Consider the following 16498-nt stretch of genomic DNA (forward strand, 5'->3'; position numbering starts at 1 on the left):
GCATGGACAAGCTCTCTGCACAGCCTTTCACGGGACGCAAGGTGCTGATCGTCGGCATCGCGAACGAGCACTCGATTGCGTATGGATGTGCGAAAGCGTTCCGCGAACTTGGCGCGGAACTCGCGATCACGTATCTGAACGACAAGGCGAAGACCTACGTCGAACCGCTCGCGCAGGAACTGGGCGCATCGATTTTTCTGCCGCTGGACGTATCGAAAGCCGGCGAACTGGAAGAGGTGTTCGAAACGATTCGCGCGACATGGGGACGGCTCGACGTCGGCATTCATTCGATTGCTTTCGCGCCGAAGGACGATCTGCAAGGCGGCCTGCTGAACAGTTCCGCGCAGGGATTTGCGCAGGCAATGGATATCTCGTGCCACTCGTTCATCCGCATGGCTCGGCTCGCCGCGCCGTTGATGGACGAAGGCGGCTCGCTTTTCGCGATGAGCTATCTCGGCGCGACGCGCGTCGTGCCGAATTACGATCTGATGGGCCCGGTCAAGGCCGCGCTCGAAGCATCGTGCCGTTATCTCGCGCACGAACTCGGGCCGCAGCGCATTCGCGTCCATCCCATTTCTCCGGGTCCGCTGAAAACGCGGGCCGCGTCGGGCCTGAAAGACTTCGATCTTCTGCTCACCGAAGCGGCCGAGCTTGCACCGATCGGTGAACTCGTCGACATCATGGATGTGGGCTACACCTGCGCCTTTCTCGCGACACCCTACGCGCGGCGGATGACTGGCAACACGATCTTCGTCGACGGCGGCGTCAGCATCATGAACGGCTAACGCCATTTTCCCTGCGAGTACCGTCATGAAGTTGCTGGTTAGCGGACTGCCCCACGACGTCACGGCCGACGAATTACGTGAATTGATATTCCGCTATTCGCACGCTGCGTGTCACGAGATTCAATTGATCGGCGAAAGCGACGATCATCCCGCCGCGCTGGTCGAGATCGAAGGCGCCACGTGGATGGCGCTGAACAATATTCGCCAGCGTCTGCATGGCATGTACTGGCATCGCTGCCGCCTCGGCGTGCAGATTCTTTCGTTCTGGGACGTCAGCAATGCGGCCGAGGCGAAGCGGATGACGCGTACGGCGTTGCCGGGTTAGCGGCAACGCAGCACGTTCATGCCGCCGCAATCACCGCCTTCGGCTCGAGAAACGCCTCCAGTCCATATGTGCCATATTCGCGACCGATGCCCGACTGCTTGAAGCCGCCAAACGGCGCAGCCGGTTCATGCGCGAGCGTGTTGACGAGAACCCGGCCCGCTTCGATCCGCGATGCGACTTCGCGAGCACGCTTCGTATCGGCGGAAAACACGTACGCCTGCAGGCCGTAGTCGGTGTCGTTGGCAATCGAGATTGCTTCTTCGATATCGCGGTACGTGAGGATCGACAGCACAGGTCCGAAGATTTCTTCGCGGGCAATCGTCATGTCGTTGCGCACGTCGCTGAAAACGGTGGGACGGACGAACCAACCAGTCTGCAAACCGTCGGGCCGTCCTTCGCCGCCCGCGATCAGACGTGCGCCTTCATCGATGCCGATGCGGATATAGCGCTGCACCCGCTCCCACTGTTTCTGACTGACCATGGGGCCAATGCTGGTTTGCGGATCGCGTGGATCGCCCGAATGCGTGCGCGCCACTTCGTCACGAAGGCGCGATTCGAATTCCGCGAGCCGGTTTTGCGGAACGAGAATGCGGGTACCCGCAATGCACGCCTGTCCGCTATTCATGAAGCCCGCCTGAATCACCAGCGGAACCACTTCTTCAAAATTTGCGTCGTCCAGCACGACGACCGGCGACTTGCCGCCCAGTTCGAGCGTGACGCGCTTCAACGTGCTGGCCGCCGTGCGCAGAATCGTCTTGCCGACCGCCGTCGACCCGGTGAACGACAGCTTCGCAACATCGCGATGCGAACTGATCTCGGCCCCCACCGTGTCGCCGCGACCCGTGACGATATTGAAAACGCCCGGCGGCAGACCCGCTTCGTGCAACGCTTCGGTAATGACGCGAGTCTGAATCGCGCTCATCTCGCTCGGCTTGATCACGGCCGTGCAACCCGCGGCCAACGCAGCAGCCAGCTTGCCGCAGATAAAACCCGCGTCGCTATTCCACGGCGTAATCAGTCCGGCCACGCCGAGCGGCTGCATCACCACATCCGCCATGCCCGCGCGGCGCGTGAATGGATAGTCTTCCAGCACTTTTGCCGCGCCCGCCAGCACGTCGCTCGCGTGGCGGGCCATCCATCGGCCGCGCGAAACCGGCGCGCCGTACTCCTCGGTAATGGCCTCGTACAACTCATCCTCTCTCGCGACGACGGCCGCATGCAGACGCTTCAGCATGTCGATCCGCTCGCTCTTGCCGGTGCGCGAAAAGGCCGCAAACGCGCGCTTCGCGGCGGCGATGGCGTCGCGTGCGTCTTGCGCGTCGGCGAGCAGCACACGGCCTATCACCTGCTCGGTCGCCGGATTGAAAAGGTCGAAATACTCGTCGCCGTGCGGTTTGACGAACTCGCCGTCGATATAAATCCTGTCGATGATCTGCATGACTGCTCCCGGAAAACGTTCTGGATGCCACACACAATAGACCCGCTTCATTGCGCTGACTAGCCGTACAATCGTTCATGTAACGTTGAGGAATTTAGGACAATGAAAACGTCAGGCCTGGGTGAACTCGAAGCGGTGCTGGCCGTCGCGCGGCATCGCAACTTTCGTGCGGCGGCGAGCGAGCTGGGCGTTTCCACGTCCGCGCTCAGTCACTCGGTGGCCGCGCTGGAGTCGCGCATCGGCGTGCGGCTTTTCAATCGCACCACGCGCAGCGTGTCGTTGTCGGAGGCGGGCACGCAGTTCGTCGACAGTGTGGCGCCCGCGCTTTCCACCATCCGCGATGCACTCGACATGGCGGGCAGCTTTCGCGACACGGTGTCGGGCGTGCTGCGCATCAATACGTCGGCAGGCGCGGCGAAACAGGTGATGGCGCTGTTTATCGACTACATCAAGCGGTATCCGGAGATGAAGCTCGATATCGTGACCGAAGGCAAGCTGATCGATATCGTCGCCGACGGCTTCGACGCGGGCATCCGTCTCGCCGATACCGTGCCGCAAGACATGATCGCGGTGCCGTTCGGCGACACGCAACGCTTCGCCGTGGTCGGCAGCCCGGACTATTTCAAGCGGCACAAGCCGCCGCGCACGCCCGCCGACCTCCTCGCGCATCAATGCATCCGCATGCGGATGCCGAGCGGTTCGATCTATCAATGGGAATTCGAGCGGCACGGCGAGGCGTTGCGCGTCGACGCAAAAGGCCCGCTGACGCTCGACGAGCCGGGGCTGATGCTGCAGGCCGCGCGGGCGGGCGTCGGTCTCGCGTATATGAGCGAGTGGAACGTCGCCGCGGATTTGCAGGAGGGCACGCTGATCCGCGTGCTGGAAGGATGGACGCCGCCGCTGGACGGCCTGTGTCTGTACTATCCGGGCCGCCGTCACATGCCGGCCGGATTGCGCGCGTTGATCGACCTGATCCGCGAACAGGCGGATGCGCGGCGACCGCGTCGCGGCGCTCGCCGTGCACGTTGAAAATCAGATTTCCGGAGAATCGACCGCTACAGCGCAGGCTGTCATCCCATCAGATGACGCAGCAAACCCGTCGCCACCACGCCGATCACCACCGTCGGCAGCAGCGAAAACCGGCTGGCCGCAAACAACGTCACCGCAAGCGCGATCAGGTCCGCCGGATCGCGCGACACGAATGCCGGCGCGATCACCGAGATCAGCACGCAGCCCGGCACGTTCTCCATGACCGCGCGCATACGCGGACTGAGCGTGCGGTCGCGCAGCGCCACGTAGCCGATAATTCGCGTTGCGTACGTGGATGCGGCCATCAACACGATGGTGGTCAGAATCGCGAGATCAGGCATCGCGCTTCTCCAGCGCGACCGCCGCGACGAGGCCTGCGCAGGTTCCGGCCGCGACATACCACGCGCCCGGCACCAGCCGGTACGTGAGCGCGGCGGCGACCAGACTGACCAGCCACGGGCTGCACGCCTTCGCGCCCTTCCACATGCCTTTCAGAAGAACCAGGAATACCGCCGTGAAGGCCATGTCGAAGCCGTATCGTTCGATGTCGCCCAAAACCGGCCCGAGGATTGCGCCCAGCGCGGTGAACGCGACCCAGGTCATCCACAGGTTGATCGCGACGCCCATGTAGTAACCGACGCTGATCTGCTCGGTTTTGCGTGCATTGGCATCGGCGAGTGTCAGCGCCCAGCTTTCGTCGCACATCAGGAACAGCGCGGCGAGCGCCTTCGGCAACGGCAGATGGCGCATGCGCGGTGCGAGTGCTGCCCCCATCAGAATATGCCGCGCATTCACGAGCAGCGACATCGCGACGATCAGCGCAATGTGCGGAGGCGAGGTCCACAAGCGGACGGCCGTGAACTCGGAACCGCCTGCGAAGTTGAGGCCGGTCATCAGCGGCACCTCGAGCGCGCTGAGGCCTTTTTGTGCGGCTTGCGCGCCGAGCACCAGCGCGAACGGAACGAAACCCACCATGACGGGCAACGCGGCCCGCATGCCGCGCGCGACTTCCGCGCCGCGTGACGGCTGCTGCGCCGCCACCGTCGGCGAATACACACTACTCATAACACACTTCCTTTTACGTCAAACATTTGCTGCAAAAACAGATTTCACGCGGATTAACCGGCCTGCCTTGGGCCTTGCTGACAGCAATGGCAAAGCGTCGCGAACCCATGAACGCGACACCATTGATCGAAACTTGCGGGGATAAGCGATGGCGTTCCAGCGGCTGCGCGAATCTCACGGCGTAGCAGCTCCATGCGCGGCGTGAGCGCGACCCGGGAGGGTAGCCGAACGCGGTGCGCCGGACTTGTACATTCTTGCGGTTATTCAGCGAAGCCCCGCGTCGGTGCACGTTTTTTGCTTGGACGTAACCCTTACCGGGAGCACGACATCCAGAATCGGGCCGCAACGCGGTCATAGCTCCCCCGGCGGCCAACGAGGAATAGCCATGCGTGCAATAAATGACACAGTACGTGCTGCAATATTTTCCGTCGCAATCTCGCTGCTGTCCGCGTGCGGCGGCGGACACGGAGACGATTCATCCAGTAACGGTTCAGGCAGCACCACAGCCACTCCGGCGGGCGGCGTGAAGCTGCAGGTGGTTTCTTTCGGCGACAGTCTGTCGGACGTCGGCACCTACGCGCCGCTCGCCAGCGCGCTGGGCGGCGGGCGCTTCACGACCAATCCCGGGCAGGTGTGGTCGCAGAACGTCGCGCAATACTACGGCGACACGCTAAGCGCCGCGTACACGATCGACATCACCCACAAACTCAGCGCTCAAGGCGGCTTCGGTTACGCGGAAGGCGGCTCGACGATAGCCACGCCAGCGGATCAATACGACTTCCTGACCGATGTAATCGGCAACATCGAGATACCCGTCAACCAGCAGGTGTCGAGCTATCTGAGCGCGCATGGGAGTTTCAACTCCGGTCAGCTGGTGCTCGTTTGGGCCGGCGCGAACGACGTGCTGCGCGCCGGTTTGCCGCCCACCGCCGGGCCGGTCGTGGAAACGGCGGCGACCGCGCTCGCGCAGCTCGTCCAGCAGATCGTTCAGGCCGGCGCCACGCATGTGGTGGTGGTCAATCTGCCGAATATCGGGCTGTCGCCGAAGGGGCTGGCTTCATCCGATGGCGGCGCCAATCTGACCCAGCTATCGCAACTCTTCAACACGACCCTGAACGCCGCGTTGCAGACCGACGGCGTGCAAAGCAAGGTGATTCAGGTCGATGCGTACACGTGGCTGAACGGGATCATCTCCAATTTCCAGGCGAACGGATTCACGGTATCGAACACCGCGATGGCCTGCGATCCGAACAAGACGCCCGACGATACATCCCTGCTCTGCTCGCCCGCGACCTACACGACCGCCAACGCGGACCAGACCTATATGTTCGCCGACGACCTGCATCCGACGACGCATGTGCATGCGCTTTTTGCGCAATACGTGGAGCAGCAGATCGCGGCTAGCGGACTGGGACACTGAGCTTCGCGGCGGCATCGACCAGACCTTGCACGGTCTGGTCGGAAACATAGTGCGGCCCGTCGAACAGATAAACCCGATAGCCGCCGTAGGCCGCCAGCTGGGTCGCGATTTCATCCGCCGTCGCGGCCCGGAACCCACCGCCCGGTTGCGGCCGGAACGCTTCGGCGATCACCCGTACCCGCTTGCTGCCGAGCGTCGCGGACAACGCGTCGGCATACTGTCGCGCGACGCGCGGCTCGCGCGCATATTCGCCGACGCCGTCCTGCAGGAACACGCCGACATCTTTCGGCAACCAGGTGTCCAGCCATTTCGCCAGCGTCGCGCCGCCGATATTCGCGCGGTCATAAACACTGATCCACAGCGGACGCGGCAACCGGTCGAGGACCGCGCGCAACTCGCGCGCGTTGGTCCACGTCGGGTCGACTTCGACCGGGAAATACCAGCCTGTGATGTGCACCGGCGGCCTGGCAGCAGCGACCCGCAACGACTCGGATAGAAGCTCGGGAATCGTGCCGCGCGCGGCCTGCTCGCTGAACCGACCCGCCAACCCGACGATCACATCGCGCGCCCATGACTCACCCGCGATGCGCCGCCAGTCCGGCTGATGCGGCGCGTCGGGCAGCCCGGAACCCGTCACGAAAGCAACACCGTCCACCGCCGTCCATTGCACGAGCAACTCGTGCGCGCCGAGATGCGCCCAGTCGCCATGCGGATCGGCGTGCGCGTTATCGGGCTGCCAGATGATTCCGTCCACCAAAGGCGTTTTGGGTTCTGCATGCGCCAACGGCATGCATGTTCCGAAACTGGCGAGCAGCAATGCCAGCGCCACGCGGACCGGCGTTCGGCAACAGGACGTACGGAATTTGACTCGCATCGGTTGGGTCGTCGTCAGATGGCGGGGAGCGCTCCGTGCCCGCCATCGGCGTTCACGGAAAGCTCGCCTAGTAGGCCAGCACGGCCCCGAAGAATACACCGCGTGCGCGCGCATCCCCGGCCACCCGGAACCGGTATTGCACCGACAGATCCACGAACGAACGCGGCGCATCGTAGGGGCCGCCGCGGAACCACCAGCGCGTCGACACCCCGGCCCCGATGCCGACCGGCACGCTGTGATCGACCGCCGAGTCGTAGTCCGCGCCCACCACCAGATGCGGAAACACGGTGAGATTGGGATCGACGGAATCGAGCCGGAATGTGCGGCCCAGCCGCGCGTTAGCCGTCGCATACGTGGACGGATGCTGCAGATAGCGACCGGCTTCCGCGTACGCGATACCCGTCCACCAGCTCGGCCGGTCGATGCGCAACGCGGTGCCGAATCCATCGGACCACGCAGCACGCGCGAGCCAGTCCGAGCGCACGCTGGCGCCGATCGGCACAATCCGTTCGAACGCGAATACCGCGTTGACCGAACTGAACGGCTTCACGCGCGCGCCCACCGCGGCCTGCAACGTATCGGCGCCGGAAGGTTCGTCTCCTTTGACGCCGAAGTTTTCATAGCCGCGAGCGTAGACCTGGAAATCGCGGTCGCCGAGGCTGCCGAACGGCCGCCACCATGCTTCGGTCGCGGTCTGCCAGTTGTTTGCGACGCCCGGCACGGGGTTCGACGCGAAACCCGGTTGCGCGCCGCCATTGCGGTAATTCAGCGACGTGTTGAAGCCCCAGTTGCGGGTGGCTTCCGCGTGGGCCGCGCGTTCGTCAGCGAGGGTTTGCGGCGTGGCCGCGGGTTCGCCGTCGGCGGGATGCGTGCCGGCATCGATTGCGCGCTCCAGGTAGGCCGCGCCCTGCGGGTTGCGGTGCGCGTGCAGCGCGGCGTAGCCGGCATCCGCGAATGCCGACGCTGGCAGGTCGCCATGCTGATCGGCCTGCTCGAAGTAATGCAGTGCGAGGCGGCTGTCGCCCGCCCGTTGCGCGATGAAACCGGCCTGCATGTCGGTCATGCCGTCGAGCAGGCCTGCGTCGATCACGCTGCGGGCTTGCACCGACGCGCCCCGCTCGTCGCCCTCGTTGACCAGTGCATCGATCAGTTCGGTGCGATGCTGAGGGTCGTCCGGCGCGGCCGCCACGGCTTCGCGCGCGGCTTCGACGGCTGCGCGGCGATCGCCCTGGCTGGCGGCGAGGCGCGCTTTTCGTGCGGCGTCGAAACCGGGATCGGCGGCGTACAGGTCGCAAGCGGCGCCGAACTGGTCGGTGCGGCAATCGAAGACCGGGCGCGCTTTGGGATCGATTGCGATGGTTGCTGATGCTGCAGGTGCCGCTTCGCGGAGCTTCGCGTGCGCACGATGACGACGCAGCGAAATCGCCGCGTCGGTGTCGTCATGCGCTTGAGCGAGCGGCGCCAGCAGGTCGAGCGCAGCTTGTGCGCGGCCTTGCGCTATCCACACATCGGCGATGATCATGCGGGCAATCCGCGCGGTGCGAGGCGATGTATTGGCCGACGCATCCGTCACGCTGAGCGCATGCGCAAAGTCGCTATCCGCACCCGCTTCCTGCAACGCGGCGCGGGCATAACCGCGCAACGTCCACGCGAGCACGTCGCGATCGTTCTGCTCGATGGCCCCTGAAGCCGTTTGCCCGACACCGGCGAGGTCACCTTGGCCGAATTGAAGGTCGATCAGTTGCAGGCGGAAATTGAACTGATTGGGCGCGTGATCGACCGCTTGCTGAGCAAGCTTCATTGCGCCCGGCAAATCGCCGCGCTCGCGTGCCGCCGATGCCTGGATGGAAAGCTGCTGCCCAAGCCGCGCGCCGACATAGTCGCGGCGCTGCCGCAGCGCTTCGCTATCGCCGAAACGCCGGGTTGCGTCCACGGCTTCCGCATACGCGTCCGCGTCCTGATTCGTCGCGAGCAACGCGTCGATCAGCAGATAACGCAACCGCTCCGCATCCGGCGCCTCGCCAATCGCGTCGCGCGACGCGCTGATCGCCGCCTCATAGTCCTTTTGCGCGTAAGCCCGATACGCGCGCCCAGCGGCCTTGAACGCGGCGCTATTGAGATCGCCGGTATCGCCGCCCGCATCGCCCGCCGCGATCAAACGGTCGATCTGCGCGCGCCGTCCGGTCAACGCAGGTTGCGCACCCAGCATCGCAATCGCCGACGACAATTCGCGGCTCGCCGCTTCGCGATGCCCACCCGCCGCCAGTGAATTGGCGAGCAGCAGACGAAGCTCCACAAGGTCCGGCCGTTGCCGGATCGCTTCGCGGGCGAGGCTCGCGCTTTCGGCATAACGGTGCGCGCCATACGCCTGATACGCGGATTGCGCGACCCGGTAAGCTGCACCCTCCAGCGGTAACGGCAAGTTTTCATCGGCGTGAACCGGCAGCGCGGGAATCGCGGCCAACGCGGTCACGGCCCACGCCGCGGCCCACGAGCGCCAGCGAGGTCCAAGGCATGCCGAGATCGACTGACGACGGCGGCGCATGATCGTGTCATTCATCGGCGGCCCGCCTGTTCCTGCTGGATGCGCCGCTGTTCGGCCATCGCGAGCCGCAGCGCGTCGCGCGAAATCACGTGGCGCGCGACCATGTAATCGCCGATCCGGCCGTCCCGATCCGGCCGATAGCTGGTCAGCGCATCCTCGAAAGCGGCACGCGTGACGAGGCCCATCTCGATCAGCAGATCGCCGATCAGCGGCACGCCACGCATGATCGTTTCGTGCGGCTGCACAGTTTCACTATCCGCGTCGCTGTCCGTGCCACCCGCCATTGCCAGCGACGGCTGTTCGACATCGCGCAACACCCGCAGCCCCTGGGTCACTTCGCTCTCGCGCACGATATGCACCGCGACCGTGCGGCCAGTGAGTTCATGCAACTCGGCGAGCGCATCGTCGGCGGGGAGACTCGCGGCAACGAACACCATGTGCCCGTTTTCGTCGGTTCCTTGCGGCAGCACGCGCATCCGCACGAGTACCTCGACGGGCACATCGTCGCGTGAATCCCGCAGCAATGCCGGATTGAATTTGCCGCGCGGCAGATCGGATTGAAACGCTATCGCCTCGGCCAGCGTTTCCTCATCGAGCCAGCCTCGCGCCATCAACACACGGCCAAGCGGTGCTTCGCGCGAGCGTTCGTCGCTCAACGCGATATCGAGTTTGCTCTGATCGATAGCCTGCCAGGACAGCAGCAATTCGCCAAGATTCTGCCGCGTGTTGCGCAGACCGTCGGCGCTCGGAAAGTCATGCATCGTCTTGTCCCACGCGAGCCGCTTGCCGGTCACGATATGCACGAGAAAAAGCCGCCACGCGCGAAACACCGCGAGAAAATTGATGAAATTGCTGATCACCATGCGCGGCACGGCGAGGATGCCGTGCTCCCAACCATAAAGCCGCGTCGTGAAGATCACGCGTTGAAGCACGCGCAACGCCAGCGATATGAAGTTGGCCGCAAGCAGGAATTGCGTCCACGTCGAATCGATAAAGGGAGAAGGAAACAGATTCGGCGTGAGGCCGATAAACGACGCCACCGCGAACAGCAGAAACTGCAGCACCAGCAGATAAGCCAGCATGCCGACGAACGCGGTGACGACCCCTTTCCGGTCGCGCAGCAGCAGATAACGATTCGCAAACGACCCGCTCCAGCCAGTCTGCTTCCAGCCTTGCAGACCGATGCCGAGGGTCCAGCGCGCGCGCTGCCGATACGCGGTGCGCAACGTATCCGGGAAAAACTCACGCACGCACAGCGGCATCGTCACGGTGATATCGCGCTCGGGTCCGAGCCCGAACCATGACCGTCGACGGGTCGCGAACTGAACGGGAAAACGCGGAAAAATAGACTGCATGCCGAGCTTGCTGATGCGCGCGCCGACGTCGTAGTCTTCGGTGAGGCTTTCTGTATTGAACGGCTGGCTCTGTGTTTCCTCGATCAACGCGAGCATCGCACGCCGCGAAAAACACGTGCCGACACCCGCCGACGGCACCGACCCCGCCATGCTCTCGCGTACCACCAGATCCTTCGCATGCCACTCGGCGAACTCGTCCATATAGGTGCCCGCCACCAGTTCGTACCATTCGCGTTCGAGCGACGCCACCGGCAGCTGGATCATGTCCTTGCGCGGCAACAGATAGTTGAAGAACTTCAATTCGACCGGATGCAGCACGTCTTCGCTGTCGTGCATGACGACGCCCGCGAACTCGATCCCCGCTTCAAATTCATAGTGCAGGATGGCCTGCACGATCCAGTTCAGACAATCGGCCTTGCAGGTCGGTCCATCGTGCGGCACCTCGACACGATGCAGATGCTTGTAGCGATGCCGCATGCGCTCCACTTCGGCAATCGTCGCGGCATCGTTCTGATAGGTACCGACGAAAATGGTGTAAGCACGATAGTCGAGCACTCGGACCGCATCCTCGATCATCGCGGCGATCACGTCGTACTCCTGCCACGCGGGAACCATGATCGCGATGGGCTGCTCGTCGCGCTGTTCGAGTTGCGCGACGGTCAGCGGCTTGTGCTGCCGCTCGACCGTGAAGCGCCGCACCGTTTCGCGCACCCAGTACCAGAGATCGATGAACAGATCGTCGAGGCTCGACAGCAGAATGATTGCCGCGACGACTGTCGAAATCTGTTCGAGCGTCTGGTAATACTGCGCGAGCAGAACGGCGCCGTACCACTTCAGCGTGGCGATAATCACGGTTTAGCCCGGTTTTTACGACGCGAATGGCGCGCGAACAGAATCAGCGCGATCAGCAGAATCAGCAGCACACCGGGAATGCCCCATCGTGCCCAATGCCGCGTGACCCACAGCGTGCTCGAATTGCCGGTGGCGAGCAGGTCGTCGGGATGCACCGTGTCGAACTGCTTGAGCACGCCGCTCGCATCGACCACCGCGATATCGCCGCGCGACAGTTGCAGCTTGTCGGTCAGCACCGGCGCGTCGCCCGTCGAACGGTAGACGATGCCGCTCTGCTCGCCCGATTGCGCGACGCTCACCACGGCGAGCTTGCTGAGCCCCGACACGTCGATCAGCTTGTCGCCCGAGGACGAGGTCAGCATCAGGTGATCTTTCGAAAAATCGACATGGTTTTTTTCGTCGTCGAGCGGCACGTCGGCGGCGAGGAACGGGCCGTTGGGCTGTGCCCTGGCACCGTCAGGGACGACCGCAAAAGTAGCGGGCATCGGCGCAACGCCTGCCGCGCCGGTTAACGTGGCGAGACGCGGCACGCTGTGCACGGCGTCGTCGAGATACGCGTGCGGCACGAGCACCGTCGCCGACGATGCGTAACGCGCGGCCATGCCGACAAAGTCGTTGTCCGGCGTGCCGCGCACGAGCTTCAGATAACTGCTCGGCAGCACCGACACCGGATACGACTGCCGCGCCTGACACCCGGCGTCGGGCTGCCGCCGGAACGTCACGCGCAGATTGTTGGTGCGCGCGAGCGCATAGCGCGGAATCTGCAGATCGAGGCGCTGACGCCGTCCATCCACGTCGAGCAGTTTTGCGCCGATCATCACGTCGTTGAAATAGACGGTCGCGGTCGCGCGTCCGTTCGAGAGTGTCGGCGACGCGGCGAGGTCGAGCACGACCTCCTTCGGCAATTGCCCCTTGCCGGACGCAGCGGCCATGTCGAAACTCGCTTCCCACGAAGCCGTGTCGTGCACGTCGACACTGCGCGGATCGCCGCCGAGATCGGACAGCGGAATCGTGTCGCCGGGCGTACGTGCGCCCGGGTCGATCTGATGGACGACGACGCGGTTGGACACGTCGATCGGCCGCCAGCCGCGCGCGAGAACACCTGCCCCTTCGTTGTCGCCGATCACGATCACCGCTCGTCCGCCGAGATGCGCGACGCGCGCTTCGCCTCGCGCGAACGGTGACGCAACGGCGTCGATTGCATGCGCGCGCCACGCGTCGAATTCGGTGAGTGCTTGCGGCGACGCCGTGGCGACCTGCGCGCGCAGTGCGTCGACGGCAGCGTTCAGCGTGTTGCGCATCGGCTGGTCCACGACCACTACATCGGGTCCGAAAACAGCGCGCGGCGCGAGTGCGAACACGGCGCCCAACTCGGCCTCGTCGGCGATCACGTGAGAACCGCCGCTCGCGAGTGCGTCGAATGCGGGAATACCGTGCAACGCTGCGGGAATGTCGGTGCCGCTCACGTCGACTGTCGAGCCTACTGTGGGCAAGGTCTGCATCACCGGGCGCTTGCCGTCGCGCTGCAACAGCGCGTTGGTACGCCACGCGGTATCGAGCGAGGCCGCGCCGAGCCGGTCACCAGCGATAGCCAGCACCGGCGCGTACGGCAACGCGCTCCACGCGGTGCGCAGATCGTGGACATCGGCGGGATTGAAGCGATAGGACAGACGGGTGCTCGGATCGACCCGCAGCACGTTGCCGATCGCGGTCTGGTCGGTGCAGACGTTGTCGTTGATCACGGAAGCGAAGCCCAGACCGAGCCGCACATAGCCGGCTGAGCGAGGCGCACCGTCCACGCCGATACTGAGCGACGCGCCGCCGTTCGCCTGCGTGAACGAGCGCGACAACACGGGTGAACCGTCGAGCGAGAGCAGCATCGTCGTGCGGCCACCGTCGCCGCGCACGTAAGCGCCGTCGAATTGCAACGTGGCATCGGAGATCGGCACATCGGCTGGCACCGGCAGGAAGAATTCGCGGCGCGTATCCGGCGCGGTCAGCGTGACGCTGGTCAGCAGCCCGAGTTCTTTCAATGAGACGACCCGCGTTTCGCTGATGCCCTGGCTCAGTTGACTGAAGCCGCCCGCGATATCCGCAGCGGCGGCATGACTGCAATCTGCGCCGAATGCAACGACCAGCGCAAGCATGGTTTGCGGCACGCGTGGGCGAAAGAATTGAATCATCGGAGTCCTGTCTCGTAGAAGGTTTGATGCCGTGTTGCCGCCGCGCGATCTGATACCCGCCTTGCGACGCACGGCGTGCGCAGCGAAAGCGTCCATCGACGTGCTACGTCGGAACGACCTGGGGCCTTAGAGGCTTGCTCTGAGTCTTGCGGGCCGAATGTCAACTTCGACGCCGCGCAGACCCGGCGGCGCGAATGCGTCGAAAGGTCGGCCGGCAAGCGCCGCGACGATCCGCGCAGAAGCACGGCCGTCGCCATACGGATTGATGCGCTGTGCGAAGGCGTGGCGCGCGCCGGCATCGTCCAGCAACTGCATGACGGCATTGACGATCGTTGCGGGATTCGTGCCGACCAGCAACGCCGTGCCGGCCTGCACGGCTTCAGGACGCTCGGTGACGTCGCGCATCACCAGAACCGGCTTGCCGAGCGCGGGCGCTTCTTCCTGCACGCCACCGGAGTCGGTGAGGATCAGCGTCGCACGCTGTAGCAACCGCACAAAGCCGTCGTAGCCTTGCGGCTCGATCAGATGGATGTTGGGCACGCGTTCGAGTGCCAGCGTGACCGGTCCGCGAACATTGGGATTCAGATGCACCGGATACACGATCTGCACATCGGGGCGCTGCGCGATATGCGTAAGCGCGGCGCAGATATCGGCGAAACCTTGCCCGAAACTTTCACGCCGATGCCCGGTGACGAGCACCATCTGCCGACCGGGGTCGAGAAACGGAAAACGCGCGTCGAGGCTGTCGCGTAAAGCGGTATTACTGTCGATGCGCTCTGTCATCCAGAGCAATGCGTCAATGACGGTATTACCCGTGACGATGGTCGATCCTTGCAGCGATTCCGCTGCGATATTCGCGGCAGACCGATGCGTCGGCACAAACAGAAGATCGCTAACGGTATCCACGATGCGTCGGTTAATTTCTTCTGGCCACGGATGACCGGGATCATAAGTGCGCAATCCCGCTTCAACATGGCCGACCGGAATACGGCGATGAAATGCAGCAAGCGCGGCCGATGACGCGCTTGTCGTGTCACCGTGAACCAGAATACGATCGGGCTTCTCCCTGTCGATCACCTTATCGAGCTTTTCAATTACGCGTGCAGTCAGCGAATTGAGCGTCTGATTCTGCGTCATGACGGCCAGATCGTAATCGGGTGCAATGTCGAATAGATCGAGAACCTGCTGCAACATGGTGTGATGCTGGCCCGTGATGCAGACCACCGAATCGATTCCCGGCTCTGCCGCAAGTGCGCGCATCAGCGGAGCCATCTTGATTGCTTCTGGCCTGGTGCCGAAGATCGACAGTATTTTTTTAGTCATTGGTGTGCGTTATCCGTGCGTTGTTTGACTCACGACGCATCGGATTTTAAGCACTCGACATGTTTTCGGTATTTATAAAAAATGTAAAAAACATTAACCGGGAAATTTTCCCTTTTCAAGCTTTTTAGCAGATTTTATAGCGGAATTAAATGCCGAAAATCAAGCCAAATCTTTACAGTTTTTATAGGTTTTTATTTCCACACCAATAACTGGATAAGTAATTTATTCCTTTATATAAAAAATGAGTCACGGTGTATCACTTAATCCTAAACATGAATTAACGTATTTATTGCCAATCGAATCGAAATGTTAAATACGGCATTGATAACCGGCATGCAGACTCAATTCGAAGGAAGTGCAAATACGATGCGAACAAGGTGTAATTGTCCGCAGTGCCGCCACTGCGGACAATCCACCGGCAGTCGCTAACGCGTAGCCGCCTCGGTCACCGCCGCACTCAACGCGGCGGGAAGATACGACACATGATTCGCGCCGCTGAAAACGTCGAGTGCCACGTCTACATCGTCGCTGTGCTCCTGCTTAAGGCGGGTATAAAGCAATTGCACGTTGTCGTTCATCGCCGCATGCGTCACGCGGTCGACACGGACCGCCGGAGCACTGGCGGCCAGAGTCTGCTCCGCGCCGCCAACCATCAGGTGAAGCGCTTTTCTTCCACCGCTTCTATCGGTTCTATCGGTTCTATCGGTTCTCAAAGACGACAGTTCGTTCAGCACCGCCCTGTCGTTCCACCAGATAGAAGGGCTTGCAGCAATGTAGCGATCGTAGCTATCGGGATGCGTCAACAGCGTGTGCAACACGAATAGCCCGGCGAGCGAATGACCGAACAACGTCGTGCGCTGCTTGTTCACATGCATGCATCCATCGACCACTGCCGCGACCTCGTTGACCAGAAAGTCGCGGTACGCATCGGCACCGCCTGTTTTAAGCGGTCCACCGTTCCTGTCTTTCGGAACACCCCACGCGTTGTCGGCAGCCGGAGTCGTCAGGTCGCGATAACGTGCTGGCGGATCGAATAGCGCATTGCTTTGCGCGTCGACGCCGACCACAATCAGGCCACCTGTCAGCCGCTCCTGCAATCGTGCGGCCTGCGCCGCCAGTACGAACGTTGCGTTGCCATCCAGCACGTACAGCACCGGAAAACCGCCCGGCGGTTCCTTGACCGTCGCGGACGGCCGATGAATCAGGATCTGATAACGCTGTCCATTGACCGCCGACTCCACCGCAACGCCGAGCGTGTCAGGCATCAATTCAATCTTCGATACTGACGCCGGTGCGGACAGCTC

General features: G+C 63.0%; 13 protein-coding genes. 4 read left to right on the forward strand and 9 right to left on the reverse strand.

What is annotated here, in order from left to right; translation table 11 throughout:
- Positions 1-2 precede the first annotated feature (2 nt).
- Complete coding sequence (fabI, locus tag BLS41_RS24565) at positions 3-785, forward strand: enoyl-ACP reductase FabI (protein ID WP_074769545.1); 783 nt, start codon at positions 3-5, stop codon at positions 783-785.
- Between the two features lie 25 nt (positions 786-810).
- Positions 811-1110, forward strand: coding sequence for an RNA-binding protein (locus BLS41_RS24570; RefSeq protein ID WP_074769547.1), 300 nt, complete (start codon positions 811-813; stop codon positions 1108-1110).
- 16 nt (positions 1111-1126) lie between these two features.
- Here the strand turns inward: BLS41_RS24570 and BLS41_RS24575 are convergent, their stop codons facing one another.
- Positions 1127-2548 carry an aldehyde dehydrogenase family protein gene (locus BLS41_RS24575; RefSeq protein WP_074769549.1) on the reverse strand — a complete coding sequence of 474 codons (1422 nt, stop codon included), beginning with the start codon at positions 2546-2548 and terminating at the stop codon, positions 1127-1129.
- Positions 2549-2650: 102 nt separating this feature from the next.
- Between BLS41_RS24575 and BLS41_RS24580 the strand changes: the two genes are divergently transcribed.
- Positions 2651-3577 carry a LysR family transcriptional regulator gene (locus BLS41_RS24580; RefSeq protein WP_074769551.1) on the forward strand — a complete coding sequence of 309 codons (927 nt, stop codon included), beginning with the start codon at positions 2651-2653 and terminating at the stop codon, positions 3575-3577.
- 41 nt (positions 3578-3618) lie between these two features.
- Here the strand turns inward: BLS41_RS24580 and BLS41_RS24585 are convergent, their stop codons facing one another.
- Together BLS41_RS24585 and BLS41_RS24590 are read right to left on the reverse strand one after the other, a co-directional pair.
- Positions 3619-3918 carry an AzlD family protein gene (locus tag BLS41_RS24585; protein WP_074769553.1) on the reverse strand — a complete coding sequence of 100 codons (300 nt, stop codon included), beginning with the start codon at positions 3916-3918 and terminating at the stop codon, positions 3619-3621.
- Positions 3911-4642, reverse strand: coding sequence for an AzlC family ABC transporter permease (locus tag BLS41_RS24590; protein ID WP_074769555.1), 732 nt, complete (start codon positions 4640-4642; stop codon positions 3911-3913). The genes BLS41_RS24585 and BLS41_RS24590 overlap by 8 nt, the downstream gene beginning before the upstream one ends.
- Positions 4643-5027: 385 nt before the next feature.
- Here BLS41_RS24590 and BLS41_RS24595 point away from each other — a divergent pair, with 385 nt between their 5' ends.
- Complete coding sequence (locus tag BLS41_RS24595) at positions 5028-6062, forward strand: SGNH/GDSL hydrolase family protein (protein ID WP_074769557.1); 1035 nt, start codon at positions 5028-5030, stop codon at positions 6060-6062.
- Here the strand turns inward: BLS41_RS24595 and BLS41_RS24600 are convergent.
- The 6 genes from BLS41_RS24600 to BLS41_RS24625 all read right to left on the reverse strand — a co-directional run bounded on the left by BLS41_RS24600 (position 6043) and on the right by BLS41_RS24625 (position 16459).
- Positions 6043-6852 carry an alpha-amylase family protein gene (locus tag BLS41_RS24600; protein ID WP_143026358.1) on the reverse strand — a complete coding sequence of 270 codons (810 nt, stop codon included), beginning with the start codon at positions 6850-6852 and terminating at the stop codon, positions 6043-6045. The genes BLS41_RS24595 and BLS41_RS24600 overlap by 20 nt on opposite strands.
- Before the next feature lie 151 nt (positions 6853-7003).
- The gene (locus tag BLS41_RS24605; RefSeq protein WP_074769561.1) at positions 7004-9496 is read right to left on the reverse strand and encodes an NfrA family protein; all 2493 of its coding nucleotides are present in this window, start codon (positions 9494-9496) and stop codon (positions 7004-7006) included.
- Positions 9493-11688: a glycosyl transferase family protein gene (locus BLS41_RS24610; RefSeq protein ID WP_074769563.1), complete on the reverse strand. Its 2196-nt coding sequence runs from the start codon at positions 11686-11688 to the stop codon at positions 9493-9495. Before BLS41_RS24610 ends, BLS41_RS24605 begins: the two co-directional genes overlap by 4 nt.
- Positions 11685-13871 (reverse strand): cellulose biosynthesis cyclic di-GMP-binding regulatory protein BcsB, encoded by a 2187-nt coding sequence (locus BLS41_RS24615; RefSeq protein ID WP_074769565.1) that lies wholly within the window; start codon positions 13869-13871, stop codon positions 11685-11687. Before BLS41_RS24615 ends, BLS41_RS24610 begins: the two co-directional genes overlap by 4 nt.
- A gap of 126 nt (positions 13872-13997) precedes the next feature.
- Positions 13998-15194 (reverse strand): non-hydrolyzing UDP-N-acetylglucosamine 2-epimerase, encoded by a 1197-nt coding sequence (wecB, locus tag BLS41_RS24620; protein WP_074769567.1) that lies wholly within the window; start codon positions 15192-15194, stop codon positions 13998-14000.
- A 425-nt stretch (positions 15195-15619) separates the two neighbouring features.
- Positions 15620-16459, reverse strand: coding sequence for an alpha/beta hydrolase (locus BLS41_RS24625; RefSeq protein ID WP_171910301.1), 840 nt, complete (start codon positions 16457-16459; stop codon positions 15620-15622).
- Between the last annotated feature and the right edge of the window lie 39 nt (positions 16460-16498).

This window comes from Paraburkholderia fungorum (genome assembly GCF_900099835.1).
GTDB classification, from domain to species: domain Bacteria; phylum Pseudomonadota; class Gammaproteobacteria; order Burkholderiales; family Burkholderiaceae; genus Paraburkholderia; species Paraburkholderia fungorum_A.